Annotated in this window: 21 protein-coding genes and 1 tRNA gene; 14 read left to right on the plus strand and 8 right to left on the minus strand. The window is 70.7% G+C overall.

Annotation, left to right across the window (positions count from 1 at the left end):
* Positions 1-37 precede the first annotated feature (37 nt).
* Positions 38-3,214 (minus strand): ATP-binding protein, encoded by a 3,177-nt coding sequence (locus ACQPZQ_RS13920; RefSeq protein WP_433295696.1) that lies wholly within the window; start codon positions 3,212-3,214, stop codon positions 38-40.
* 120 nt (positions 3,215-3,334) lie between these two features.
* Between ACQPZQ_RS13920 and ACQPZQ_RS13925 the strand changes: the two genes are divergently transcribed.
* The 3 genes from ACQPZQ_RS13925 (at position 3,335) to ACQPZQ_RS13935 (ending at position 7,295) form a co-directional block, all read left to right on the plus strand.
* Entirely contained in the window at positions 3,335-4,309 is a 975-nt protein-coding gene (locus tag ACQPZQ_RS13925) for a carbamate kinase (protein WP_433295698.1), read from the plus strand.
* Entirely contained in the window at positions 4,306-5,916 is a 1,611-nt protein-coding gene (locus ACQPZQ_RS13930; RefSeq protein ID WP_433295700.1) for a protein FdrA, read from the plus strand. The genes ACQPZQ_RS13925 and ACQPZQ_RS13930 overlap by 4 nt, the downstream gene beginning before the upstream one ends.
* 218 nt (positions 5,917-6,134) lie before the next feature.
* A complete protein-coding gene (locus ACQPZQ_RS13935) occupies positions 6,135-7,295 on the plus strand; it encodes an MSMEG_0565 family glycosyltransferase (RefSeq protein WP_433295702.1) in 1,161 nt (386 codons plus the stop codon).
* 51 nt (positions 7,296-7,346) lie between these two features.
* On the opposite strand, the gene ACQPZQ_RS13940 is transcribed toward ACQPZQ_RS13935, so the two are convergent.
* The 4 genes from ACQPZQ_RS13940 to ACQPZQ_RS13955 are packed head-to-tail and all read right to left on the minus strand — an operon-like array spanning position 7,347 to position 10,445.
* Positions 7,347-7,727, minus strand: coding sequence for a nitrile hydratase accessory protein (locus tag ACQPZQ_RS13940; RefSeq protein WP_433295704.1), 381 nt, complete (start codon positions 7,725-7,727; stop codon positions 7,347-7,349).
* Positions 7,724-8,314, minus strand: coding sequence for a nitrile hydratase subunit alpha (nthA, locus tag ACQPZQ_RS13945; protein WP_433295706.1), 591 nt, complete (start codon positions 8,312-8,314; stop codon positions 7,724-7,726). Before nthA ends, ACQPZQ_RS13940 begins: the two co-directional genes overlap by 4 nt.
* Positions 8,311-8,979, minus strand: coding sequence for a nitrile hydratase subunit beta (nthB, locus tag ACQPZQ_RS13950; protein ID WP_433295708.1), 669 nt, complete (start codon positions 8,977-8,979; stop codon positions 8,311-8,313). The genes nthA and nthB overlap by 4 nt, the downstream gene beginning before the upstream one ends.
* A gap of 59 nt (positions 8,980-9,038) precedes the next feature.
* Positions 9,039-10,445 carry an oxamate carbamoyltransferase subunit AllG family protein gene (locus ACQPZQ_RS13955; protein WP_433295710.1) on the minus strand — a complete coding sequence of 469 codons (1,407 nt, stop codon included), beginning with the start codon at positions 10,443-10,445 and terminating at the stop codon, positions 9,039-9,041.
* A gap of 108 nt (positions 10,446-10,553) precedes the next feature.
* Here ACQPZQ_RS13955 and ACQPZQ_RS13960 point away from each other — a divergent pair, with 108 nt between their 5' ends.
* Positions 10,554-11,747: an MSMEG_0568 family radical SAM protein gene (locus tag ACQPZQ_RS13960; RefSeq protein ID WP_433295712.1), complete on the plus strand. Its 1,194-nt coding sequence runs from the start codon at positions 10,554-10,556 to the stop codon at positions 11,745-11,747.
* 32 nt (positions 11,748-11,779) lie between these two features.
* On the opposite strand, the gene ACQPZQ_RS13965 is transcribed toward ACQPZQ_RS13960, so the two are convergent.
* Positions 11,780-11,853, minus strand: a tRNA-Leu gene (locus ACQPZQ_RS13965).
* 225 nt (positions 11,854-12,078) lie between these two features.
* Between ACQPZQ_RS13965 and ACQPZQ_RS13970 the strand changes: the two genes are divergently transcribed.
* From ACQPZQ_RS13970 to ACQPZQ_RS13995, 6 genes are all read left to right on the plus strand, one after another.
* Positions 12,079-12,714, plus strand: a complete 636-nt coding sequence (locus ACQPZQ_RS13970) for an ANTAR domain-containing response regulator (protein ID WP_433295714.1) — start codon at positions 12,079-12,081, stop codon at positions 12,712-12,714.
* A gap of 183 nt (positions 12,715-12,897) precedes the next feature.
* The gene (locus tag ACQPZQ_RS13975) at positions 12,898-14,133 is read left to right on the plus strand and encodes a branched-chain amino acid ABC transporter substrate-binding protein (RefSeq protein ID WP_433295715.1); all 1,236 of its coding nucleotides are present in this window, start codon (positions 12,898-12,900) and stop codon (positions 14,131-14,133) included.
* Positions 14,134-14,209: 76 nt separating this feature from the next.
* On the plus strand, positions 14,210-15,139 hold the full coding sequence (locus ACQPZQ_RS13980; RefSeq protein WP_241041229.1) for a branched-chain amino acid ABC transporter permease: 930 nt from the start codon (positions 14,210-14,212) through the stop codon (positions 15,137-15,139).
* On the plus strand, positions 15,136-16,902 hold the full coding sequence (locus ACQPZQ_RS13985) for a branched-chain amino acid ABC transporter permease (protein ID WP_433295717.1): 1,767 nt from the start codon (positions 15,136-15,138) through the stop codon (positions 16,900-16,902). Before ACQPZQ_RS13980 ends, ACQPZQ_RS13985 begins: the two co-directional genes overlap by 4 nt.
* Positions 16,899-17,741: an ABC transporter ATP-binding protein gene (locus ACQPZQ_RS13990; protein WP_433295719.1), complete on the plus strand. Its 843-nt coding sequence runs from the start codon at positions 16,899-16,901 to the stop codon at positions 17,739-17,741. Before ACQPZQ_RS13985 ends, ACQPZQ_RS13990 begins: the two co-directional genes overlap by 4 nt.
* Entirely contained in the window at positions 17,741-18,463 is a 723-nt protein-coding gene (locus tag ACQPZQ_RS13995; RefSeq protein WP_433295721.1) for an ABC transporter ATP-binding protein, read from the plus strand. Before ACQPZQ_RS13990 ends, ACQPZQ_RS13995 begins: the two co-directional genes overlap by 1 nt.
* 24 nt (positions 18,464-18,487) lie before the next feature.
* Here the strand turns inward: ACQPZQ_RS13995 and ACQPZQ_RS14000 are convergent, their stop codons facing one another.
* Both ACQPZQ_RS14000 and ACQPZQ_RS14005 read right to left on the minus strand, forming a co-directional pair.
* Positions 18,488-18,898, minus strand: a complete 411-nt coding sequence (locus tag ACQPZQ_RS14000; protein WP_433295723.1) for a PaaI family thioesterase — start codon at positions 18,896-18,898, stop codon at positions 18,488-18,490.
* 346 nt (positions 18,899-19,244) lie between these two features.
* A complete protein-coding gene (locus ACQPZQ_RS14005; protein WP_433295725.1) occupies positions 19,245-20,126 on the minus strand; it encodes a class I SAM-dependent methyltransferase in 882 nt (293 codons plus the stop codon).
* A gap of 168 nt (positions 20,127-20,294) precedes the next feature.
* Here ACQPZQ_RS14005 and rpsA point away from each other — a divergent pair, with 168 nt between their 5' ends.
* The 4 genes from rpsA to ACQPZQ_RS14025 all read left to right on the plus strand — a co-directional run bounded on the left by rpsA (position 20,295) and on the right by ACQPZQ_RS14025 (position 24,750).
* Positions 20,295-21,764: a 30S ribosomal protein S1 gene (gene rpsA / locus ACQPZQ_RS14010; protein WP_241041234.1), complete on the plus strand. Its 1,470-nt coding sequence runs from the start codon at positions 20,295-20,297 to the stop codon at positions 21,762-21,764.
* 155 nt (positions 21,765-21,919) lie between these two features.
* Complete coding sequence (locus tag ACQPZQ_RS14015) at positions 21,920-22,627, plus strand: hypothetical protein (protein ID WP_433295727.1); 708 nt, start codon at positions 21,920-21,922, stop codon at positions 22,625-22,627.
* 18 nt (positions 22,628-22,645) lie between these two features.
* Positions 22,646-23,842, plus strand: a complete 1,197-nt coding sequence (gene coaE / locus ACQPZQ_RS14020; RefSeq protein WP_433295729.1) for a dephospho-CoA kinase — start codon at positions 22,646-22,648, stop codon at positions 23,840-23,842.
* Between the two features lie 38 nt (positions 23,843-23,880).
* On the plus strand, positions 23,881-24,750 hold the full coding sequence (locus tag ACQPZQ_RS14025; RefSeq protein WP_433295731.1) for an RNA polymerase sigma factor: 870 nt from the start codon (positions 23,881-23,883) through the stop codon (positions 24,748-24,750).
* Positions 24,751-24,763: the final 13 nt, after the last annotated feature.

A 24,763-nucleotide genomic window follows, 5' to 3' on the forward strand; every position in this document is an offset into this window, starting at 1 on the left:
CGGAAAAGGCGTTTTCTGGTGCCGCGCTTTGAACGCGTCAGCGCAGGGGCCGGGCTGGTGTGACGAGCCGGCCCGACGTGACGAACGAGTGCCGCAGAGCGGTCGGCAGTGACGCGGCGATCCGGTCCCTGGCTCTGGTGCGGTCCTCGGGGCTCCCGAGCTGCGCGATCAGCAGATCCGAACGGGTGCCGGCCGCCAGCGCGGCGGCGTCGTCGGGTCTGTCCAGGTGGTTCAGGGCGAGCGCCTCGTACTTCGGCGAGGAGCTGCTGCGGGCCAGCACCAGCAGCCGCTCCGCCTCCGTGCGGTCCCAGCGGGCCCGCATCTCCACCAGCCGCATGGCGGCCCGCGGCCGGAACGGAAGCGACCGCTCCAGCATCGGGGTGGCCGTCTCCACCGCCGCGGCGGCATCGTCGGGGCGGCCGAGGAGGAGATCGCAGTCGGCGACCGCGAGCAGGGCATGCAGCTCCTGCTCCAGCTCCAGCGCGCCGCCTCCCCGGTGCGCGAGCTCGACACCCAGTGTCGCGTGCTCGCGGGCCCGGTCGACCTCGCCGAGCTCCTGCCAGATCCACGACGACGTCGTCTCGATCCCGGCCCGGTAGAAGCTGAGGTTCTCCGCGTCGATGAGCCGGCGGGCGCTGTCGAGCGCACGCAGCGCCCCGGCGAACTCGCCGGAGTCGCCGCGCGCCAGCGCCGTGAAGAACAACGTCTGCAGCAGCGGCCGGAACTCCCCGCTGCGCCTGCAGAGGACGGCTGCCCTGGCCAGCACCTTCTTGGCCTCGTCGAACCGGTCCTGGTGCTGGAGCAGCGCACCCCGGTAGGCGAGCGCGACCGCCGTGATGGCGTTCTCGGGAGAGGCGCTGAGGACGTCGTCGTACGCCGCGGCCGCCGCGGCGTAGTCGCCGTCCCAGTGCCGGACCCGCCCGAGCAGCAACGTGGCGCTCGGCGCGGCTCCCGGTGCGGCCGCAGCGGACTCGGCGAGATGGGTGGCCTGCTCGGCGAAGTCGACGGCGACGGGCGCGTCGCGGGCGTAGAACGCCGTCCAGCCCAGCTGTTCCAACGCTCGTGCCTCGAGTTCGAGGTCGCCGAGCTCGCGGGCCAGTTCGAGCGCCGTCTGGTGGTCGTCGTGGGCGTCGGCGTGCCTGCCGAGGTCGCGGCGCACCTGACCGCGCCGCAGGTGGGTGGTGATCTGCTGGGCGACGTCGCCACCGCGCCGGGCAGCTTCGACGGCCCGGTCGAGCAGGCGTTCGGCGTCGATGTGGGCGAAGGACATGTGGGCGGCGCGGGCCGCCTCCAGCCAGGCGTCCGTTGCGCCGCGCGCGTCCCCTGCCGCTGTGAGCTGCTGGGCCGCGGCCTCGGGGCGGCCGGCGAGCAGGCGCGCCGCACGGCGGTGGCGGCTGACCCGGATCGGCTCGGGAACCGACTCGTAGGCGACGAGGCGCACGATGTCGTTGGCGAAGCGGAAGTTCTCGCCCTGTGTCGTGAGCAGCCCCGCCCGTATCGCCCGGGCGGCCCGGGTGGCGCACTCCTCCGCGTCGAGCCCACCGAGGGCGGCGACGTCGTCGAGGGAGAAGCTGGTGCCGAGCAGCGCGCCGTGGGACAGCAGGTAGGCCACGGCGTCCCCGACGTGGTCGATGCGGGCGGCGACGGCGTCCTGCAGCGTCGGCGGCACCGTGGGCGGGTCGCCCGGTGCCCGCGATCCCGCTGGTAGGCGCAGCACCTCGGTGAGGAACAGCGGCGAGCCCCCGGTCCACGACCAGATGACATCCGGGTCGTTGCCGGGCGCGGAGCGATCCACCAGCTCCGCGACGTCCGAGCGGGACAGCGGGCCGAGCCGGAGACACGTGGCGACGTCGCGCAGCTGCGCGGTGACCACGGGCGTCTCCGTGGTGCGTTCGGTCAGCACGACCATCGTCCGGCTGCCCTGCCAGTGTCCGGCCAGGACGTGCAACGCCTCCATGGTCGACTGCCCGGCGTGCTGCATGTCCTCGACGATCAGCAGCACGGGCCGGCGTGCTCCCAGGCGGGCGACGAACTCGGCGAAGGCGTCGAGGCTGCGGCGGTGCTCGACCTCCGGTCCCGCGCGCTCGTACGGGACCGGGGTGACGAGGTCGGCCAGCTCCGGCACGAGCTCGGTGAGCGTCCCCAACCTGCTGCCGGCGAGCTCCCGGATCTCCGCGGGCGGGATCCGCTGGATCACCGAGCGGACGAGGTCGACCAGCGGCTGCAGGTACAGCGACCGCTCCGCTTCGAAGCAGGCAGCCTCGAGGACGAGGGCTCCGGTGCGTCGGATGTCCGCGACGAGCGCCGCTACCAGCGCGCTCTTGCCGATGCCCGCCTCGCCCGTCACCACGGCCAGCGCGGGGCTGCCCGCCGCGGCCGCGGACCAGAGCCTGCGCAGGTGGGCCAGCTCCCCGGACCGGCCGGTGATGGTGGTGGCCGCGACCTCCGCCTCCGCGGACGGCGTGAGTGGGCTGTCGTCGGCCCGCAGCACGGCGAGGTGCAGTGCCTGAGTGGCGGGGGAGGGGTCGATGCCCAGGTGCTCGGCGAGGGATTCGCGCAGGGACCGGTACGCCTGCAGTGCGCTGCCCGGTCGCCCGGCGCGCTGATGGGCGAGCATGACCGTGCGGCAGGCGTCCTCGTCGAACGGATCGACCTGGAGTGCCGCACCGGCGACCTGAACCGCGGTGTTGAACGTCTCCAGCTCCAGCGCGGCCGCGCTCCACACCGTGCGCGCGCGGCGCAACAGCGTGCCGGCCGACATCCGCAGCTCCCGCACCCAGCGGTCCTCGCGTTCCCCGGCCATCGCCACGTCGGCATCGAGGAGCTTGGCCGCCATCTCGGCGCTGGTGGAGCTCAGCGCGAAGCGGCCGTGGCCGAACTCGAACTCGGCCGTGTCGACGAGGTCCGCGGCCTCGTGCAGGTCGACGGCCGCGGCGTCGGTGGGCATCCGGTAGCCGGCGGCCGAGCCCTCGATGAGCTCGCGTCCCAGCGCTGCACGCAGGCGGCTGATCAGCGCGGCGATGTTGCGCTCCGCCCGGGGCGGCGGACGGTCCTCCCAGAGGACGTCGATCAGCGCGTCGATGGTGACGAACTCGCCACGGCGCTGGGCGAGCACCGCCAGCACGCGCCGTGCCTTACCGGTGGGCGTGGTGACGGCCACCTCTCCCACGACGGTGAAGGAGCCGAGCAGGCAGAGCCGCAGGGGCGGACTCACCTCTGTGATTCTACTCGCACCCTTCCCTTGGGCCAGGTGAACTACCAGGCCTATCTATTATGAGAGAAATCTGTCTCCTATTATAGAGAGCGTCGTCAACTTCCGGGAGGCTTCGGGCACATGCGGAAGACCGTCGTCGTCGCCCTCGGAGGCAACGCCATAACACGCAGCGGTGAGGCAGGAACCCATGCCGAGCAGGCTGTGAACGCCCGGCGCATGGCCGACTCGGTCTGCCGTGCGCGGGACGCGGGCTGGAGCGTCGTCATCGTCCACGGCAACGGACCGCAGATCGGCAACCTCTCGATCCAGCAGGACGCGGGCGCGAGCCAGGTTCCCGGGCTGCCGCTGTTCTGTCTCGGCGCGATGACCGAGGGACAGCTCGGCAGCCTGCTGAGCCTCGCCCTGCGCGAGGTCGGCGGAGGACGGCTCCCTGGGATCGTCTCGGTCGTCACCCACACCGTCGTCGACGCCGACGATCCGGCGTTCGCCCGGCCCACGAAACCCATCGGCCCGTTCCTCGACGAGGAGACCGCGCGTCGCCAGGCGCAGGAGATGGGCTGGACCGTCGGCGAGGACGCGGGCCGCGGCTACCGGCGGCTGGTCGCGTCGCCCGAGCCCCGCCGGATCGTCGAGCTCGACGACATCCGCTGCCTGGTCGACCACGGATCCGTCGTCGTCGCCGCCGGTGGCGGTGGGGTGCCGGTCGTCGAGGACGGGCACCTCCTGCGGGGGATCGACGCCGTGATCGACAAGGATCTCGCTGCCGAGCGGCTCGCCAGCGCGCTCAACGCGCGTGCGTTGGTGCTGGTCACCGGGGTGCCGCGGGTGGTTCTCGACTTCGGCACGCCGGACGCGCGTGACGTGGCGGAGATGACGGTCGACGAAGCCGATGCCCACGCTTCCGAAGGCCAGTTCCCGGAGGGGAGCATGGGCCCGAAGGTGCGGGCCGCGATCCGCTTCGTCACCAGCACGGGTGGCACCGCGATCATCACCGATCCCGAGCGGGTCTGCGCGTCGCTCGATCCCGGCGGCGGCCATGGGGCGACCGGCACCCGCATCGTCCCCAGCCTGTCCCGGCTCGGAGCCGCATCATGATCCACGCTCTGAAGCTCTACCCGGAGACCTACGTCGACTCGATCGTCCAACTCTCGGGTACGCGCGCACTGTTCGCCGTGGACGGTGTCGACTGGGCCAGTGCGGCGATGGCGACACCCGCGAACGTCGAGACGCTGCGCGGCGAGGGCTTCGACGACCCTGCGCTCACCACCGGTGGTGCCAACGACCTCGTCATCGCGGTCCGGGCGGTCTCGCACGAGGTGGCGGACGCCGCCAGGGAGGCCGGGGAGAAGGCGATCTTCGCCGCGCCCGCCGGCTCCGGCGCCGTCGGGCAGCTACCTGCTCGCACGCTCGACGAGGCGCTGCGGCGCCAGCCCGCGACCAGCGTCGCGATCGTGTCCGTGCCCGGCGACTATGCAGCCCTGGAAGCCCACAAGGCACTGTCGGCCGGACTGCACGTCCTTCTGTTCAGCGACAACGTCTCCGTCGAGGACGAGCTCGTCCTCAAGGACCGCGCGCGGGATCTGGGCCTGCTCGTGATGGGCCCCGGCGCCGGCACGGCGATGCTCGGGCAGACCTGCCTCGGTTTCGCCAACGTCGTTCGCCCAGGACGCGTGGCCGTCGTCGCGGCCGCGGGCACCGGCGCCCAGGAGGCCGCCGCGTTGCTCGACCGCTGGGGCGTCGGGGTCGCCCATGTGATCGGCCTCGGCGGGCGTGATCTGAGCGCGCGGGTCGGCGGCCGCATGGCGATCGCGGCTGTGCGCGCCCTCGTGGCCGACGAGGCCACCGACGCCATCCTGCTCGTGTCGAAGCCGCCTGATGCCGAGGTGGCTCGCGAGGTCGTGGCGGCAGCCACCGGAAAGCCGCTCGTCGCGGCACTGATCGGCGTCCAGGACGACGTGAAGGCGCCGCCGGACGTGACGGTCACGCGGACGCTCGAGGCGGGCGCCGTGTCGGCGGTGCGTCTGATGGGCGGGCGGGAGCCCGACGTCTCGCACGGGCTGGCGGAGAAGGTTCGCGCGGCGGCGGCCGATCTGCCCGGCCGGAGAACCCTCGTGCGCGGGCTCTTCTCCGGCGGGACGCTCTGCTACGAGTCGCTCGTCGTGCTCGCCGACGTCCTCGGCGACGTCTACTCCAACACCCCGCTGCGTCCGGAGCTCGGCCTGCCTGCGCCCGAGCAGGCGCACACCTGCCTCGACCTCGGCGAGGAGGAGTACACGAAGGGGCGGCCGCACCCCATGATCGATCCGCAGGCGCGGATCGAGCTGCTCCGCGAGCAGGGGGCGGACCCCACGGTGGCCGCGATCGTGCTCGACGTCGTGCTCGGGCACGGCGCCCATCCGGACCCCGCCGCCGAGCTGGCCCCGGTCTGCGCGGAGATCATCGCCGCCGGCGGCCCCTGCATCGTGGTGTACGTGCTGGGCACCGACCAGGACCCGCAGGGACTCGACCGCCAGCGGGAAGCCTTCCGGCGGGCCGGATGCCTTGTGACCGAGACGGCCGCGCGCGCGTCGCTCGCGGCTGCCGCGCTCGCCCGCCGCGAGCCCGCGCTCGCCGAGAAGGCCCCGATGAGCGAGCTTGCGAGCGAGTCATTGTCGCGGCGCCTTGGCGAAGCGTCGGCCGAGCGTGGTGAGGGAGTGCGGTGAGCGAGCTTGCGAGCGAGTCATTGTCGCGGCGCCTTGGCGAAGCGTCGGCCGAGCGTGGTGAGGGAGTGCGGTGAGCGAGCTTGCGAGCGAGTCATTGTCGCGGCGCCTTGGCGAAGCGTCGGCCGAGCGTGGTGAGGGAGTGCGGTGAGCGAGCTTGCGAGCGAGTCATTGTCACAGCGCCTTCGCGAAGCGTCGACCGAGCGCAGCGAGGGCGTGCGGTGAGCGCGCGCGTCGCGCTGGTCACGCACTCGGTGAAGCCTCGCGGGGGGTTCATCCACACGGTCGGTCTCGCCGAGGCACTGCACCGGGACGGGGTCGAGGTCCATCTCGTGGCGCTGGGCGACCCGGCGGCGGGCCTGCCGCTGGGCACCGCGGTGCCACACACGGTCCTCCCGGGTCCGTCCCATGCGGGGACATCGCTCGAGGACCGGGTCTTCGCCGCCATCGACACCTTGGAGAAGGGGCTCCAGGAACTGGCAGGCGGGTTCGACATCCTGCACGCGCAGGACTGCATCGCCGCGCGTGCCGCCGCCCGGGTGCGCGACGCCGGGGCGCCGGTGACCGTGGTGCGGACCGTCCACCACGTCGACGACTTCACCACCCGGGCCCTCATCGACTGCCAGCGTGCTGCGATCGCCGAACCCGACCGCGTGCTCGTCGTGAGCGAGCAGTGGCGCCGGATCCTGCTGGACGACTACGGGCGCTGCGCCACCGTGGTGCCGAACGGCGTGGACGCCGGCCGATTCCCGGCTCCCGCACCGCAGCGCCGGGCCGAGCTGCGCGGCCGGATCCCCGACGGTCGCTTCCTGTTCCTCGGCGTCGGCGGGATCGAGCCCCGTAAGGGCACCCGGCACGCGTTCGAGGCCCTGGCGATGCTCAAGCGGCAGCGTGGCCCGGTCGCCTCGCTCGCCATCGTCGGCGGCCACTCGTTCCAGGACTACACGGCCTATCGGGACGCCGCGTTGGCGTCGCTGTCCGCACTGGGGCTGACGCTCGGCGAGGACGTCATTCTGCTGGGCACGGTGTCCGACGCCGACCTCGCGGGCTGGTACCACACCGCCGACGCTCTCTGCTTCCCGTCGGTCAAGGAGGGATGGGGCCTCGTGGTGCTGGAGGCCATGTCCGCCGGGATCCCCGTGATCGCCTCCGACCTGCCGGTCTTCCAGGAGTACCTGGTCGACGGGGTCAGCGCGCTCCTGCCGCGGGCCGGGGACCCTGCCGCGATCGCGACGGCGATGGAACGACTGGTCGTCGACGACGCATTGCGGCGACGGCTGGTCGACGGCGGCAGGGTGGTGCTGCCGCGCTACACCTGGGCGGCCAGCGCGGCGCGCCACCGGGCCGTCTACGAGGAGATGTGCGCTCCGGTCGGGGGCTGAGTCAGGGCACCGCACACGACGAGCCCGGGCCGCGGACGGTCGCCGGTGTCGTCAGTGCCCGTGCCCGTGCCCGTGGCCGTGGCCCGCGGACGACGGCGCGTGGTCGTAACCGGCAGGCCGCGCGCCGAGCTCCTCGGCTCGGGAGTCGACCTCCTCCGCGGTGATGGTGCCATCGGCGCCGAGGACGTCCTCCAGGGCTCCGAGCCAGTGCTCGTAGTAGCTCCACCCCACGTCGTCCGGATGCTCGGCTTCCCACGCGGCGATCCGCCGGATGAGCGCCGACTGGAACACCGGCCACTCGAAGGCACCGGTGTCGTGCAGGGTGACCACCATGCCGAACGCGCGTGACTCCCACGGCTGGGAGAAAACGAGCTCGCCGTTGGACCGGGGCGGCGCGGCCGGGCCGTCGTAGGGCAGCGGTGCGGTGGTCACGGAGCCATCACCTTGGCCACGCCGACCATGGCGTCGCGGGTGATGAGAGGCACCAACTCCTCCTCGGAGAGCTGTTCGATGCCCGCCGGGCGCTCCGGCAGGACGAGCCAGCGCACCTCGGAACTCGAGTCGTGCACGGTGATCTCGACGTCGTCGGCGAGGTCGAGGCCCATCTCCGAGAGCACCACGCGCGGCTCGCGCACCATCCGCGCCCGATAGGCGGGGTCCTTGTACCAGGACGGTGGCAGCCCCAGCACCGGCCAGGGATAGCACGAGCAGAGCGTGCAGACCGTCACGTTGTGGCGGGTCGGCGTGTTCTCGACGACCACGATGTGCTCGCCCTGCGGCCCGCCGAACCCCAGCTCCTTGATCGCGGCGGTGCCGTCGGCGAGCAGGCGCTCCTTGTACTCCGGGTCGGTCCAGGCTTTCGCGACGACCTTGGCACCGTTGAGCGGGCCGACGTTCTTCTCGTAGTTGGCGATGAAGCCGTCCATCACGTCCGTGGTGACGAGACCTCGTTCGGTGAGCAGTTGCTCGAGGGCCTCGGTGCGAAGGGACGGGGGAAGGCGCTCGGCGGACGTGGTCATGAGGCGGGCTCCAGGTAGCTGTCGAAGAGCTCGATCGTGACGCCGAAGGGCTCGGCCTGCTCGCCCCACAGCTCGCGCGAATCGAAGCGGACGGTGAAGACGTGCTGAGGGTTCTCCCCCTGGAAGTGGGCGTTGGTGTCGGGCAGCACGTGGCCGGGCTGCACGACCTCGACGGTGCCGACGTGCCCGCGCACGTACCCCGCCAGCCTCGTGTGGCCTGCGGGGGAGATGTTGCGGGCCCGTACCCGGTCTCCCGGGGCGAAGCGCGGTGGCTCGGGCACCTCGCGCAGTGAACCGGGGCCGGTTGCGGAGTAGTCGGGCTTCGCGGGCTCGGGCACCGCGGGTTCCTCGACCTGCTCGCCACGGATCTCGCGGGCGCGGGCGTCGACCGCGCCCGGGGCGAGGATCGCACTGTCGACGAGCATGAGCTCGGCGGCGTTGAGCCAGCGCCCGTAGTAGCCGTCGTCGAGGTATGCGTGGCGGTCGAGACGCTCCAGCGCGTGCCGGAAGGCGTCGATGTTGCGGCCCGAGACCCGGCCGATCGTGAGGAGCGTCAGTGCGAAGGCACGTCCCTCCCACGGCTCGCCGAAGACCGGCTCGTCGCGCGCGGGCACCATGGCGGCTCCCCAGCCGTCGGTTCCACCCATGTCGGCGAGGCCGTCCATGAGGGCTCCTCTCGTCACGATGCAGGAAGGATTTTTACCATAGTGTATGGGGGTGCTCGTCAGTCGGCGAGCCGCTCCGCGAGGTCGAACAGGGCGTCGGTGAAGCAGTCCAGAGGTGCGGTGGCGACGCCCGCTCCGACCTGACCGGTCCCCGCGCTCGCGTGCAGGATGCCGGTGGTGATCTTCGGGGTCACCCCGGTCTCCACGACGCGACGCACGTCGACCCCCAGCGGGGTGCCGGCGAACTCCATGGGGGGCAGGGTGAACCGGCTGCTCGTGCCTGCGCAGATCATCCGGAACCCCTCGGTCGCGGCGGCCGCGTCGGCCATGCTCCCGCCGAGGAACGCTGCGGCGGCCGCCGAACCGCCCGCCGCCGGTCCGCCCATTCCGGTCAACTCCAGCACCGCGCTGTCGCCGATGTCACGCGCACTCGTCTCGGGGCCGAACCCGGAGTAGTACAGCGCCTCTCCCACCGGCGGTGCCTCGCAGATGTGCCACTGCGCCGACCCCGCGAGCTTGATCCCGAACGTCGTCCCGTTGCGCGACATCGTGGTGACGATGCTCGACCCCTGCACCTGCTCCGCATGCAGTTGCAACGACTTGGCCGCGGCCATCGCGAGGTTGAGGAAGAACAGGTGGTTACCGGACAGGAAGCCGGCGAACGGCTCGCGCAGCCCGTCGGGGAGTGCGGCGATGTGCGGCAGCCAGGTGCGGGTCAGCAGGTTGGTGGCGGCCTGTGTGCGCATGTGGAGGTCGTCCCCCATCGTGATGCCCTGGCTCGCCATCGCGAGGACGTCGAGGGGGCCCGCGGTCGACAGGATCGTGGCGAGTGCCGGCCCGGCGACGTCGGCGAGGAAACGGAGCCGCGCGATCGCGGTGTCCGTGTCGCGGCCGAACCAGGGGACCTCTCCGGGTCCCTGGTTGACGGGGGAGAAGGCCTGCGTGCCGCCTTCGGCGTTCGTCACGACGAACACCGGCTGGGACGGGCCGACCGCGCTCGCCATCGGGACGACGGTGTCGTGATGGTTGGCGGCGTCGAGTGCGATCTCCCCGCGCTCGAGCAGGGCGTGGGCCCCGGCGACGTCGGCGGCCCAGCCTTCCGCCACGGTGGCCGCGCGCATGGACCGTTGCAGCGGGTCGCAGGCCTGCTCGTAGGCGATCGGCGGTCCGCAGTGCAGCAGGGTGCGGCCGGTGTAGCCGGGGACGTCCCCGATCGTCGCCATCCGGACCAGCTGGGGAGAGCCCTCGTCCAGCCGGCGGACGACCTCGCGGTTGGCGGTGTCGATCGTGTCGGCATGCGTGCCGTTCAGCAGTGTCAGGGCGCGGACCGCTGTGGGGTCACCACCGGCGGGGATCCGCCAGTCGACCTGCTGGACCGGCCGATCCTGGTCACGGATCGCATCGCCGAACATCGGCAGCCCGATGTTCACCACCGCGATCGTGTCGGGAAGGGTCAGCTCCGTCATCGCAGTGCCTCCCGGCGGTCCTCGGCGCGGCTCATCGATGGCGATCCTGCGCAGGCTCTCCCGTTGTCCACGATGTGTGACCGGGCATGTTTCTACTATAGTAGAAAGATGGTCGAAGCTCCGAACGACGCGGCGTCGGGCCGGACCGAGCCGACCGACATCGCGGGTGTGGCCCAGCTGATCATGGATCTACAGGCGGTCGGCCTGCGGATCGACACGGAGCTCGAGACGACCCGCAAAGGTGGGGCGGGGCCCTCGGACTCCGGAATGTTGTGGATCGAGGGCGTGCCCGTGACGGTGCCCCCGAACCTGACCTCGCCCTACCGGCTCCTCGCCGACGACGACGGGCAGAGCATCTACCGCGACGGCGTCAAGCTCGCGTCCGTGTCCGGAACCAGCCGTCCGCGGTTCTACGACCTGACCACCGCCGAGGGGATCCCGTACCACCAGATCGCACTCCTGCACCTGGACTCGCTGGCCTCCACCGTCGTGCAGGTCTGCAACTACTGGGGCACCAGCGACCAGTGCGGCTTCTGCGGCATCGAGCTCTCCCTCGACGCAGGCCGCACGATCGCGAAGAAGACACCGGAGATGCTCGCCGAGGTCGCCGTCGCGGCGAAGGAGCTCGACGGAGCGGTCGACGCGACCCTGACCACCGGCTCGTCCGCAGCGCCCGACCGGGGTGCGCTCTACGTCTCCCGGTGCGCGCAGGCGGTGAAGGAGGCGACCGGGCTGCCGGTCGAGGTGCAGTTCGAGCCACCCCGCCGCCTGGAGATCCTCGACCAGGTCCACGACACCGGGGTCGACTCGGTGGGCATCCACGTCGAGACGTTCGACCCGGCAGTGCTGCAGCGCGTCGCCCCCGGCAAGTTCCGCACCGGCATCGAGACGTACTTCCGCACCTGGGAACGTGCCGTGCAGCTCTTCGGCGAGGGACGGGTCTCCACCTACGTCATCCTCGGCATGGGAGAGGACCCGGAGCTCACCGTCGAGATGTGCAAGCGTGCGGTGGACATCGGGGTGTACCCGTTCGTCGTGCCGTTCCGGCCGGTCGCCGGCTCGCTCATGGCGGACCTGCCCGCGCCGTCGCGTGAGTACACGGAGCCGATCTACCGCAAGGTCGCCGCGTTCCTCAGCGAACGCGGGCTCGGGGCGGACACCGCCGTGGCGGGTTGCGCGCGCTGTCAGGCATGTTCCGCGCTGAATCTCGTGCAGCAGGCCGGTGCGGCCTCGCCCTGCGCATCGGCAGGCCGGGACGGGCCCGCGCCGCCGCTGCTGCAGATCGGCCGCCGCCCGGCCTGAGCGGCACCACGACCGGTGGTGCCGACGCTCTGTGCCCCCGGTGCGACTCGAACGCACACTGAACGGGACTTGAATCCGTCGCCTCTGCCAATTGGGCTACGGGGGCATGTTGGTGAGCTGATCGTAGCTGGCGCCTCCTGGACGGGACTCAAATCCCTCGCCTCGGCTAATTGGGCTACGGGGGCAGGTTCGTGAGGAGATCGTAGCCGGAGCCGTCGGACGCTCCCGGCCCGCCCCTGTCCTGTGTCCGCCGAGATCACAGCCTTGTTCCGTGACCGGCCGGTACCCTGAAGGCTTCTGGTCAGACCCTCCGGCAAAGGAGACAAGCCTCGTGGCGCAGCAGGTTTCAGAGCAGGACACGTCCGCGGGCGAGTCCGCCCCGGGCGTCGGTCTGCGGGTGCTCGTGGTGGAGGACGAGGCGTTGATCCGCCTCGACCTCGCCGAGATGCTCACCGAGGAGGGCTACGTCATCGCGGGCGAGGCGGGCGACGGCGAGCAGGCCGTCATTCTGGCGCGCGAGCTGCACCCGGATCTCGTGATCATGGACGTCAAGATGCCCAAGGTCGACGGCATCACGGCCGCGGCGTCCATCGTCGAGGAGCGGATCGCCCCTGTGGTCATGCTCACAGCGTTCAGCCAGCGCGACCTCATCGAGCAGGCGCGCGACGCCGGCGCCATGGCTTACCTCGTCAAGCCGTTCGCGCGCCACGAGCTCGTGCCGGCCATCGAGCTGGCCGTCTCCCGGTTCGCCGAGAAGCGTGCGCTGGAGGACGAGGTCGCCACGCTCACCGAGCGGCTCGAGACCCGCAAGGTCGTCGACCGCGCGAAGGGGCTGCTGATGACCCGCCAGGGCATGTCGGAGCCCGAAGCGTTCCGTTGGATCCAGCGCACCGCGATGGATCGCCGCACCACGATGAAGGCCGTTGCCGAGGCCGTCGTGGAAGGACTTGCCGCCCCGAAGTCCTGATACACCCTCTGCTGCACGATCGTCACGATCCGCGCTATCACATTGCGGTCCGGTAAAGGACATGGCGCGGATGGTGACGCCGTCTCAGGCTGTCCTTTACCGTCCGCGACGTCTCCCGGCAACCGGGAGTCACGGGCGTGGGCTCGCCTGGGGCACATCGCGCAGTACGGAAGGACAAAAAGCATGACTCGGAGGCGGACAATCGTCACCGCCGCGATCCTCGCCGGGGCTCTCGGGCTCACGGCTTGTGGAACGAACCGCGAGGAAGCGACGGGTACCGGTGGCGGGGCGGCCTGCGACACGAGCAAGGGCACGCTGATCATCGGAATGATCGCGCCCCTCTCGGGTGGCTTGTCCGCTCTCGGTCTCGGTATGAAGAACTCGGCCGACCTCGCCGTGGACCAGGCCAACCAGAAGTGCACCGTGCCGGGCTACCAGCTGGCGTTCCAGCCGGAGGATGACCAGGCCACCCCGCAGATCGCGGGCCAGGCCGCCACGAAGCTGGCCTCGGACCCCAGCGTCGTCGGTGTGGTCGGCACGCTGAACTCGTCCACCGCGCAGGTGGTGCAGCCGATCCTCAGTGAGCGCGACATCCCGATGATCTCGCCTGCCAACACCGGGCCGGCGCTGACCATGGGTGAGAACGCCGCCACCGCGCCCAGCCGGCAGTTCGACAACTACTTCCGGGTCGCCACCACCGACCTCATCCAGGGCCCGTTCGCGGCGAACTACCTGGTGCAGACCGCGGGCAAGAAGAACATCGCGGTGATCGACGACGGCAAGACCTACGGTTCGGGCCTTGCGGAGCAGTTCTCGCAGCAGGCCACCAAGCTGGGGGCCAAGGTCGTCGCCCGCGAGAAGGTCGGCGAGCGCGACACCGACTTCTCCGGCGTGATCACGCGGATCCGCGCGCTCAACCCGGACGCCGTCTACTACGGCGGTGAGTACCCGGTGGCGGGACCGCTGTCGGCGCAGCTCGCGGCCGCCGGCCTCAATGTCCCGCTGATGGGCGGCGACGGCATCGTGGACGCGCAGTTCGTCGCGCTCGGTGGGCGTGCAGGTGACCTCGCCACCAACGTCGGCGCGCCGGCCGCCTCTCTGCCCAGCGCGCAGCAGTTCATCAAGGACTACGACGCCGCGAACTACCCGGAGGAGTTCAGCGCCTACGGCGCCTTCACCTACGACTCCACCAACGTGATCATCGCCGCGCTCGCCAAGGCGCTCGGCAACGGCGACTACAGCGAGGCCAAGCGGGCCGACATCGTGAAGGCCGTGCAGGACACCCAGATCGACGGTGCCGGCGGGCCGATCTCCTTCGACCAGTACGGCGACACCACCAACAAGGTGCTGACGGTGTACACGGTCGAGGGCGACAACTTCGCGCCGGTCGAGGGGTCCACCGGCAGCTTCACGGGCTGACCCACATTCATATCGGCACGACAAGCTGGGGGCGGGGCAACACTCCGCCCCCGGCTCACGTGGAGGGACCACCCGTTTGCTGTCCACGCTGTTGTCCCAGATCGTCAACGGCCTGGTGCTCGGCTCCCTGATCGGGCTGATCGCACTGGGTTACACGATGGTCTACGGGATCATTCAGTTGATCAATTTTGCGCACGGTGAGATCTTCATGGTCGGCGCCTATGGCGGCCTGGCCATGTTCACCTATCTGCTCCCCACGTTCGTGCAGCAGCAGTGGTACCTGGCGTTGCCGCTGTTGTTGATCGCAGGTGCCGCTGTCGCGGTCTGCGTGGCGATTGCGATGGAACGGTTCGCCTACCGGCCGCTGCGCAACGCGCCCCGGTTGGCCCCGCTGATCACCGCACTCGGTGTCTCGGTGGCATTGCAGGAGGCGGTTCGCGTCTTCTACCCGGGCGCCACAGCGGCGATCCCGTTCCCCAACATCTTCGTTCCGGGTACCTGGATGATCCCGATCGGTGACGGCGTCCCGATCAAGTACTCCGGACTCCTGCTGATCGTGGTGTCGCTGACACTGGCGATCGGGCTCCAGCTGTTCATCGACCGGTCGCGGATGGGGCGCGCGATGCGTGCCACGTCCCAGGACCGTGACATCGCCCGGCTGATGGGCATCGACCCCGACCGCGTCATCGTTCTGACGTTCGTCCTCGGCGCTGCGCTGGCCGGTATCGGCGGCGTGCTCTACGGCGGTTACCTCAACAACATCAACATCGACATGGGCTTCCAGAACGGCATCTTCGCGTTCACCGCGGCGGTGCTGGGCGGGATCGGCAGCGTCCGCGGCGCGGTCGTCGGCGGTCTGGCGATCGGGCTGATCAAGTCGCTCGGTGGCCAGTACCTGCCCGGCGGATCTGCGTACGACTACGTGTGGATCTTCGTGGTGCTGATCGCGGTGTTGGTGTTCCGGCCGCAGGGCTTCTTCGGGGAGACGGAACGGGTGCGGGCATGACCACTCTCGAGAAGCCTCCGCCTGCCCCCGCCATGCCTCCACCTTCACCGAACTCCCGGCTCGCCCCGCTCGCGCGCTACACCACCGCGCTGCGGATCGCCGGCGGGTTGCTCACCCTTGTCGGCGCGCTGCTGCCGTGGGCCACGTTCGTACTGAACGAGGGTCCGTATCCGGAGAAGTCGACCCTGGAGTTCTTCTCCGCCCCGTTCGCCGTCACCGGCTTCCGGCTGCACCTGGTCCTGTTCGGGATCGCCGCGATCGTGATCGCACTGGTCGCGGTGCCCGGGCGGGAGCGCATCCTGCGCGCCGTCGGCTGGGGTGTTGTCGCGGTCGCCGTGGTCAACGGCCTCTACATCGCGGTGGAAGGCGGCGGCCTCGGCGCGATCACCGCCGCCGACGGGGTCGCGTTCGGCGCGGTCGTGGCGCTGATCGGCGGTGTGCTGCTCGTCCTCGGCGCCACCGCGGGCGGGCTGACGCCCGTACCGGTGTGGAAGTGGCGGTTCAACCGCTACCTCGAGTGGCTGATCCTTCTGGTCACCTACGCGCTGCTGCTCCTGCTCGTGTCGGCGGTGCTCACCAGCGGTGGCCAGGGCAGCGCCGCGAACGTCTACGCCGGGGCCGTGTTCCTGTCCTTCCTCGGGGCAGTGGGCGGGCTGCTGGGGGCACTGCACGCCTCCGGGCTGCTCACCTGGATCGGGACGGTGTCCGAACGGCACCGCGTGTTCAGCGTGATCGTGCTGCTCGCCGCCGCGTTGCTCCTTCCCCTGACCGGGGCCGGCAGCGAGTACTGGATGACCGTGGCGGCGAACATCGGCGTCTACGCGGCCACGGCGATCGGGCTGAACATCGTGGTCGGCCTCGCCGGGCTGCTGGACCTGGGGTACGTGGCGTTCCTGGGTATCGGAGCGTTCGTCGCCGCGAACTTCTCGGGCGCTGCCGCGTCGCAGATCGGGATCCAGCTGCCGTTCCCGCTCGTGATGGTGATCTCGGCGGTGGTCGCAGGCATCTTCGGAGCGATCGTCGGATCCCCCACGTTGCGTGTGCGCGGTGACTACCTGGCGATCGTGACGCTGGCGTTCGGCGAGATCTTCGTACGCAGCGCGCAGAACAACATCGGTGGCTTGACCGGTGGGTCGAACGCGATCCCGGGGATTCCGCCGGTGTCGTTGTTCGGCACCGACTTCAACGACGCGGTGCAGATCGGCGGGTTGCGGTTGGCGCCCGGCGTCTTGTACTACGTGCTGATCGTGTTGATCGTGGCCGCGGTCATGCTGGTGTTCGCGAACCTGAAGAACTCGCGGCTGGGCCGGGCCTGGATCGCGATCCGGGAGGACGAGGACGCTGCCCGGGCGATGGGCATCCGCACCGGGCCGATCAAGATCCTCGCGTTCCTCATCGGCGCGACGCTCGCCGGCTTCGCGGGCGCGTTCTTCGCCCACAAGACCGCCACCGTGTCCTACGAGAGCTTCCGGTTCCTGGAGTCGGTCACGCTGCTGGCCGCTGTCATCCTCGGAGGCATGGGCACGATCCCCGGCGCGGTTCTCGGGGCGTCGATTCTGTTCGTCCTGCCGGAGAAGCTGCGCGAGTTCTCCGACTACCGGCTGCTGCTGTTCGGCATCGCCCTGATTCTGATCATGCGTTTCCGGCCCCAGGGGCTGGTGCCCGACCGGCACCGCCGGGCCGAGTTGGCGCCGGAGAGCGAACCTGTGACGGGGCCGATAACCACCGCGGGCAGCGGGAACACGAAGGCGGGTTCGTCATGACCGAGTCGATGACGAGGTCCACACCGCGGCATGCCAAGTCCGAGCCGGTCATCCTGCAGGCCGACGGGGTGACGATGCAGTTCGGCGGCCTCCGGGCGCTGAACGACGTGTCGTTCGGTCTCGCCGAGGGCGAGATCATCGGGCTGATCGGGCCGAACGGCGCAGGCAAGACCACCCTGTTCAACTGCCTCACCGGCCTCTACGCACCCACGTCGGGCTCGGTGTCGATGCGGGGCACGACGCTGCCGCAGGACCCGGCCAAGGTCACCGAACAGGGCGTCGCCCGCACGTTCCAGAACATCCGGCTGTTCCCGAGCATGACCGCGCAGGAGAACGTGCTGGTCGGGCGGCACGTGCGGATGCGGCAGAACCCGTTGTCGTCGCTGCTGCACGGCCCGGGGTTCCGCCGCAGCGAGGCCGAGGCGGCGGAGCGCACGGAGAAGCTGCTCGACTTCGTCGGGCTCACGCGGTTCTCCGACGAGCTCGCCCGCAACCTTCCCTACGGCGATCAGCGCCGCCTGGAGATCGCCCGTGCGCTGGCCACGGACCCGTCGGTGCTGCTGCTCGACGAGCCGACGGCCGGGATGAACGCGCAGGAGACCGAGGCGACCCGGCAGTTGATCTTCGCGATCCGGGATCTGGGTGTATCAGTGGTGGTGATCGAACACGACACCAAGTTCATCTTCACCCTGTGCGACCGGGTCCTGGTGCTTGTTCAGGGCGAGCTGCTGGTCGAGGGCTCGCCCGACGAGGTCCGCGGCGACCCGCGGGTGGTGGAGGCGTACCTAGGGGCGCCGCCGGACGAGGTCGAGGCCCAACTCCACCGTGGGGAGCAGTAGTGAGTTTTCTCGAGGTTCGTGATCTCACCGTGGCCTACGGGGCGATCCAGGCGGTGCGGGGGGTGTCCTTCTCCCTGGAGCGCGGCCAGATCGTCTCGCTGATCGGCAGCAACGGAGCAGGCAAGACCACCACCCTGCGCACCATCTCCGGATTGTTGCGCCCGGAGTCGGGGGAGATCCTGCTCGACGGCGAGCCGATCCATCGGTTGCCTGCGCACGAGATCCTGGCCCGGGGTGTTGCGCACAGCCCGGAGGGGCGGCGGCTGTTCGCGCGGATGACGGTGGAGGAGAACCTGCTCCTCGGCGCCTACACCCGCCGCGACGAGGCGGGCATCGCGCAGGACCTGGACCGCATCTACACACTGTTCCCGGTGCTCGGGGAGCGGCGTGCCAACAAGGCAGGGCTGTTCTCGGGTGGAGAGCAGCAGATGCTGGCGATCGGGCGGGCGCTGATGTCGCGGCCGAAGCTGTTGATGTTGGACGAGCCCTCGATGGGCCTCTCGCCGATCATGACGCAGAAGATCTTCGCGACGGTGCGGGACCTGCAGGCCGAGGGCACCACCGTGCTGCTGGTCGAGCAGAACGCCCTCGCCGCGCTGGCGTTGTCCGACCAGGCCTACGTGATCGACCTGGGCCGCACCACGCTGTCGGGCACCGGTGCCGAACTCCTCGCCGACCCCCGCGTGCAGGAGGCCTACCTCGGCGAAGGCGTCGCCAGCTGACCCATCGCGGCAACAGGCCGTCGCTCAGGGCCTGTTGTCGCGATGCAGGCAGGTGAGCTTCGCGGTGCAGATGCGCCTGCCGCTCTCGTCCGTGATGACGATCTCGCTGGTCGAGGTGCTGCGGCCGACGTGAATCGGGCGCGCGACACCGGTGACGAGGCCGTCCTTGGCTGCGGCGTGATGGGTGCAGGCCAGCTCGAGCCCGACGGGAAACCGGTCGGGCAGCACGTGCAGCGCCGACAGGGTGGAGCCGAGCGACTCCGCGAGCACCGCGCTCGCACCGCCGTGCAGCAGGCCGAACGGCTGGCGGTTGCCTGTGACCGGGAGGGTGCCGACGACCTCATCGAGGCCCACCTTCACCAGCTCGATCCCCATGCGCTCGGCGAGCTGCTCGACGGTGGAGAGCGGCGGGAGTTCCTCGGGAGCTATCGGCACGGTCGGCACTTTAGGACAGGTCGCCGGTGAGTCGGGGAGGCCTGGCTCACGCCCGGTTGACCCGCACGGCGCCGGTGTCGAGCAGCTCCCGGTGCCGCCAGTCGTGCTTCTCCGCAACCCGGCGACACCGCGGGGCGCGGAGGCTGGACGCGCCGGTGCGCCTCCCGGTGCGGACGAGCGGCACACTCTCGTGCGGTGGGGAGGCGTGAGGGGCACTCTCGTCCGGCGGCCGGGCGCCTGAGGGGTCCCTTGCACTGCTCGGGTGGGGCCGAGCAGCACTGCAGCACTGTCGTCCGATAGGTCTGAACGAGGGGCATTCTCGTCCGTGCAGGCCCCCCGGCAGGGGTCAGGGTTTGTGGCACACGAAGATCGCGGTTCCGGGGAACAGGGCGCCCCGCAGGGGGGACCACTGGCCCCACACCGTCTCCCGGCCCTCCGGCCACTCCGGCTCGACGATGTCGTCGAGGAGAAGCCCGGCGGCCACGACGTCGCGTACGCGGTCGCCGAGCGTCCGGTGGTGCTCGACGTAGGTGGCTCGGCCCTCGCCGTCCACCTCGAGGTACGGGGTGCGGTCGAAGTACGACTGCTGCACGGTGAGGCCGTCAGGCCCCGGGTCGTCGGAGAACATCCAGCGCATGGGGTGGTTCACGGCGAACACCCAGCGTCCTCCCGACCGCAGCACCCGGGCGACCTCGCACATCACCCGCTCCGGCTCCGCCACGAACGGCACCGCACCGAACGCGGAGCAGGCCACGTCGAAGGACCCGTCGGCGAAGGGGAGCCGCTCGGCGCCGGCCTGTACGAGCGGCACCGGCGTGCCGGTGGCCGCCCCGAGCTCGACGGCGTGGCGCAGCATCGCGCCGGAGAGGTCCAGCGCCACCGGCCTCGCCCCGGCGCGGGCGAGCCAGCGGGAGCAGGGAGCGGATCCGCATCCGACCTCCAGCACCCGCGCCCCCGTGACGTCGCCGAGCAGGTGGGCGTCGGCCTCGCGCAAGCCCTCGGGGCACCAGACGAAATCGACGTCACCGATGTCCCGTCCGTGCTCGGCCAGATAGTCTTCGGCGTCGGCGTCCCACCACATCCGGCTTGCCCGTTGTGATTCCGCCGCGCCCACGGGCCGCCGCGCCACTCCGGCCGTTCCCAGCCGCTCCTCCGCGCTCACCGGTGCATCGTGGCAGTTGAGCGGGGCCCACCCGCATTGCCGTGCTGATCGGGTCGCGCGTAGCATGGTAGGAGCGAAGTGGTCAACGTCGCGGGTTCAGCGCGCGCTTCGACCGGCCACGTCACGCACGTTCTTCAGCAACGATCCATGAGCAAGGGTGACAGCACCACGTCACGAGACGTACTCCACCTGGTCAGCACCACCATTCCATCCATAACCGGAGCACCCCACTACATGTCCACCGACACCACCGCCGCCCCGACCACAACGCCGCAGGTCGCCGTCAACGACATCGGGTCGGAGGAGGACTTTCTCGCCGCTATCGACCAGACGATCAAGTACTTCAACGATGGCGACATCGTCGAGGGCACCATCGTCAAGGTCGATCGCGACGAGGTCCTGCTCGATATCGGCTACAAGACCGAGGGCGTCATCCCCTCTCGGGAGCTCTCGATCAAGCATGACGTCGACCCCGCGGAGGTCGTGTCGGTCGGTGAGTACGTCGAGGCCCTCGTTCTTCAGAAGGAGGACAAGGAAGGCCGCCTGATCCTGTCCAAGAAGCGTGCGCAGTACGAGCGCGCTTGGGGCACGATCGAGGCCCTCAAGGAGGCCGACGAGCCCGTCGAGGGCACGGTCATCGAGGTCGTCAAGGGCGGCCTGATCCTGGACATCGGGCTCCGCGGCTTCCTCCCGGCCTCGCTGGTCGAGATGCGCCGGGTGCGCGACCTCCAGCCGTACGTCGGCCGCAAGATCGAGGCCAAGATCATCGAGCTGGACAAGAACCGCAACAACGTGGTGCTGTCCCGCCGGGCGTGGCTGGAGCAGACCCAGTCCGAGGTCCGCAGCGAGTTCCTCAACCAGCTGGCCCGTGGCCAGGTGCGCAAGGGTGTCGTCTCCTCGGTGGTCAACTTCGGTGCGTTCGTCGACCTGGGCGGGGTCGACGGTCTGGTGCACGTCTCCGAGCTGTCCTGGAAGCACATCGACCACCCGAGCGAGGTCGTCGAGGTGGGCCAGGAGGTCACCGTCGAGGTTCTCGACGTCGACCTCGACCGCGAGCGTGTCTCCCTGTCGCTGAAGGCGACGCAGGAGGACCCGTGGCGGCTCTACGCCCGCACCCACGCGATCGGCCAGATCGTGCCGGGCAAGGTCACCAAGCTCGTTCCCTTCGGTGCGTTCGTCCGCGTCGAGGAGGGCATCGAGGGTCTGGTGCACATCTCCGAGCTGGCCGAGCGCCACGTGGAGATCCCGGAGCAGGTCGTTCAGGTCGGCGACGACTGCATGGTCAAGGTCATCGACATCGACCTCGACCGGCGGCGCATCTCGCTGTCGCTCAAGCAGGCCAACGAGGGCATGACGGTCGACACCGAGTTCGACCCCACCCGCTACGGCATGGCCGCCGAGTACGACGACCAGGGCAACTACATCTACCCCGAGGGCTTCGACGTCGAGAGCGGCGAGTGGCAGGAGGGCTTCGAGGCTCAGCGCGAGGCCTGGGAGAAGGAGTACGCCGAGGCGCACGCCCGCTACGAGCAGCACATCACGCAGATCAAGAAGTCGGCCGAGGCCGAGGCCGAGGCGGCTGCCGACGGCGGCGGCACCAACTACTCCTCGCAGGGTGGCGGTGAGCCGGCCGAGTCCGGTGGGTCGCTCGCCAGCGACGAGCAGCTGGCGGCGCTGCGGGAGAAGCTCTCCGGCGGAGCCTGATCACCCCGCGGTTAGACCAAACGGAACAGCCCTGGTGACCGTCCGTCACCGGGGCTGTTCCATGTCCTCAGCCGATCAGTCACGGTTGGGATGCGTTGGCCGCCGAATGGGGGTTCTAGCGCGAGGTCCGGGTGATTTCGCCCTACCGTAGTTCCATGCGGGGGGCAGACCGGCGGTACGGACGTCTCGGCGCCGGACTGGCCGCCGCGGTCATCGCGCTGACCGCGTGCAGCACGTCCTCCGCCGAACGCACCGAGGTGCCGACGTTTCCCTCGGATGCCCAGGTGATGGCCACGGCGGTGCCCGAGGCGGACCAGGGCGTCCTTCCCGACGACTGCACCCGGATCCTCACGGTCGGAGACCTCGAGGCGGTGCTCGGTCTGCCGCTCGGCTCGGTGGACGTGCGTACCACGAGAGGTGTTCCGGAGCCGTCGGTCAGCCGCACGGAACGCGTGGCCTGCTCGTACAACGGCACGGCGGGCGGTCCGGCTCGCGGTCGCACCCTGCTCAGCGTCAACTCGTCGGCCTACGCCGATCCGGACTCCTCCGCCAAGCAGTGGCGCGTGAACGCCGACGCCGAGGACGGCGATCGTCGCGAACTGCCCATCGGCAGCGCGTCCGCCGTGCTCGTCGAACGCCCGGACGAGGCCGTTCTCATGGTGGTCAACGGGGTCACCAACCTGACGCTCGTGCTTCCGAACCAGCAACTGCCGGATGATCGTCCACGTGGGGACGCGCTGGTCGACCTCGCGTTGCGCGTGCTCCCGGCGGTGAGCACGTCCGTGACCGCACCGCCGCCGCCGTCATCGCCGACGGCCACCGCGGTGGGCAACGCGGCGGGCCCGCAGGGTGGTTCGTCCTGACGGGGTAGCGTGGCTGCCGTGCTGCGGGTGGGGCTGACCGGCGGGATCGGTTCTGGCAAGTCGACGGTGGCCCGGCGGCTGGTGGAGCGCGGAGCGGTGCTGGTCGACTCCGATCTCCTCGCCCGCGAGGTCGTGGCCGCGGGCACCGAGGGCCTCGCGAAGATCGTCGCGGAGTTCGGCGACGACATGCTGGCCGAGGACGGGGGCCTGGACCGGGCGGCGCTCGCGTCCGTGGTCTTCCATGACCCTGCCGCGCGTGAGCGGCTCAACGGGATCGTGCATCCGCGGGTCCGGCAGCGATCCGAGGAGCTGATCGCGGCGGCGCCGGCCGACGCGGTGGTGGTGCAGGACGTCCCGCTGCTCGTCGAGGGCCGGATGGCACCGCTGTTCCCGCTGGTCGTGGTGGTTCACGCCGACGCGGAGGAGCGGGTCCGGCGGCTCGTGGAGCTCCGTGGCATGCCCGAGTCCGACGCGCGTGCCCGCATCGCCGCCCAGGCCGACGACGCCGCGCGCCGGGCAGCCGCGGACGTGTGGCTCGACAACAACGGCGATCCGGCTGACCTCGAGGCCGCCGTCGACCGGCTCTGGGGCGATCGGCTCGTCCCGTTCGAGGAGAACCTGCGGTTGCGGCGCACGGTGAAGGCCGGCGCGCCCCGGCTCGCCCCGCCCCGCCCGGAGTGGGCGGCCGAGGGTGCGCGGCTGTGCGCGCGGGTGGCGGCAGCGGCGGGGGAGCGGAGCCGCGGGGTCGCGCACACCGGATCGACCGCGGTGCCCGGGCTGCCTGCCAAGGACGTGATCGATCTGCAGCTCGGCGTGGAGTCGCTGGCCGACGCCGACGCCGTGCGGGATGCGTTGCAGGATGTGGGCTTCCCGTGGCGCCCCGACATCGACCGCGACAACGCCAAGCCGCCGGGCTCACCTCCCTGGCCGAAGCGCTACCACGGCTCGGCCGACCCTGGGCAGGTCGTCCACCTGCACGTTCGCGAGGTCGGCTCGCCCGGCTGGCGCTATGCGCTGCTCTTCCGCGACTGGCTTCGGGCCGATGCCGCGGCCCGCGAGGAGTACCTGGCGGTCAAGCGCGCAGCCGAGGCGCGATACGGGGGCGACGCCGACGCGCGCCGCTACGTCGAGGTCAAGGAGCCATGGTTCGACGCGGCCGCTCCACGAGCTGACACATGGGCCGCATCCTCTGGCTGGGTTCCCTCGTTGGAGTGATCGGTTGCTCCGTCGTAACGGTGCGCCACCGTGACACGATGGAGGGACAGGAAAATCCACATCCGGGTGACCAGCTCGGCTCCGGCGGGCGGGGGGACGTGACGGTGGGCACACCGGTCGATCATCCTCCGGGTTCCGACGACGGCCACGGCAGCGCGCACGTGCAGTCCAGGTCAGGTTCCACGCAGGTCGTGCGCCACGGTCCCGTGGCGACCCCTGCGCAGCTGCGGGTCGACTTCGGGGCGCATCTCGAGGCCAACTACCAGCGTCTCGTCGCTCAGCTCTACGCGATCACCCTCGACCCGGGTGAGGCCCATGACGCCGTCCAGGACGCGTACTCGCGGGCCTGGCGGAACTGGGCGGTGATCGGCCGCTCACCGGATCCGAGCGCATGGATCCGGCGGGTGGCGGTCCGATCCACCATCCGGAGCTGGCGACGCATGCTGGCCCGCATCGGCATCGGAAGGCCTCGCGCGGTCGGCGAGGGCGTCGACGCACGTACCGCCGCCATGCTCAAGGCGCTCGGGAGGCTGACGGCAGCCGAGCGGCGGGCCGTCGTCCTGTCCCACATGGCCGGGGTGTCGCTTGCCGAGATCTCCGCCGTGGAGCAGGTCTCGATGGGGTCGGTCCAGGCGAGGCTGGCCCGCGCACGGTTGGTTGTCACCGAGGGAATGGCAGACGTCCTTCCCGAGGTATTGGGAGGTGCGGTCGGCGACACCGTGAACGCCGGCATGGGTGGCGACACGGCTTTCGACACCTTCGGATCCGAGGGGCACGGATCCGAAGGTCGTGGCGCGGGGTATGGGGACTACCGGCCCGGTGATTTCGCGTCCGACGCGTACGACGCCGTGTACGGCGGCTCGGAGCGCCGGACCGGCAGAGACGATCAGAGGGGGGAACAGCGGTGACCGAGGAGTTCGA

This window comes from Pseudonocardia sp. CA-142604, from assembly GCF_050948475.1.
Lineage (GTDB): Bacteria > Actinomycetota > Actinomycetes > Mycobacteriales > Pseudonocardiaceae > Pseudonocardia > Pseudonocardia alaniniphila.

Coding starts and splice junctions, on each gene's coding strand:
- ACQPZQ_RS14015 (WP_433295727.1), top strand. CDS start 21,920: ATGCGGGGGGCAGACCGGCGGTACGGACGTCTCGGCGCCGGACTGGCC.
- ACQPZQ_RS14005 (WP_433295725.1), bottom strand. CDS start 20,126: ATGCTACGCGCGACCCGATCAGCACGGCAATGCGGGTGGGCCCCGCTC.
- rpsA (WP_241041234.1), top strand. CDS start 20,295: ATGTCCACCGACACCACCGCCGCCCCGACCACAACGCCGCAGGTCGCC.
- ACQPZQ_RS13975 (WP_433295715.1), top strand. CDS start 12,898: ATGACTCGGAGGCGGACAATCGTCACCGCCGCGATCCTCGCCGGGGCT.
- nthA (WP_433295706.1), bottom strand. CDS start 8,314: ATGACCACGTCCGCCGAGCGCCTTCCCCCGTCCCTTCGCACCGAGGCC.
- nthB (WP_433295708.1), bottom strand. CDS start 8,979: ATGGACGGCCTCGCCGACATGGGTGGAACCGACGGCTGGGGAGCCGCC.
- ACQPZQ_RS13960 (WP_433295712.1), top strand. CDS start 10,554: ATGGTCGAAGCTCCGAACGACGCGGCGTCGGGCCGGACCGAGCCGACC.
- ACQPZQ_RS13990 (WP_433295719.1), top strand. CDS start 16,899: ATGACCGAGTCGATGACGAGGTCCACACCGCGGCATGCCAAGTCCGAG.
- ACQPZQ_RS14025 (WP_433295731.1), top strand. CDS start 23,881: ATGGAGGGACAGGAAAATCCACATCCGGGTGACCAGCTCGGCTCCGGC.
- ACQPZQ_RS13985 (WP_433295717.1), top strand. CDS start 15,136: ATGACCACTCTCGAGAAGCCTCCGCCTGCCCCCGCCATGCCTCCACCT.
- ACQPZQ_RS13930 (WP_433295700.1), top strand. CDS start 4,306: ATGATCCACGCTCTGAAGCTCTACCCGGAGACCTACGTCGACTCGATC.
- ACQPZQ_RS13955 (WP_433295710.1), bottom strand. CDS start 10,445: ATGACGGAGCTGACCCTTCCCGACACGATCGCGGTGGTGAACATCGGG.
- ACQPZQ_RS13925 (WP_433295698.1), top strand. CDS start 3,335: ATGCGGAAGACCGTCGTCGTCGCCCTCGGAGGCAACGCCATAACACGC.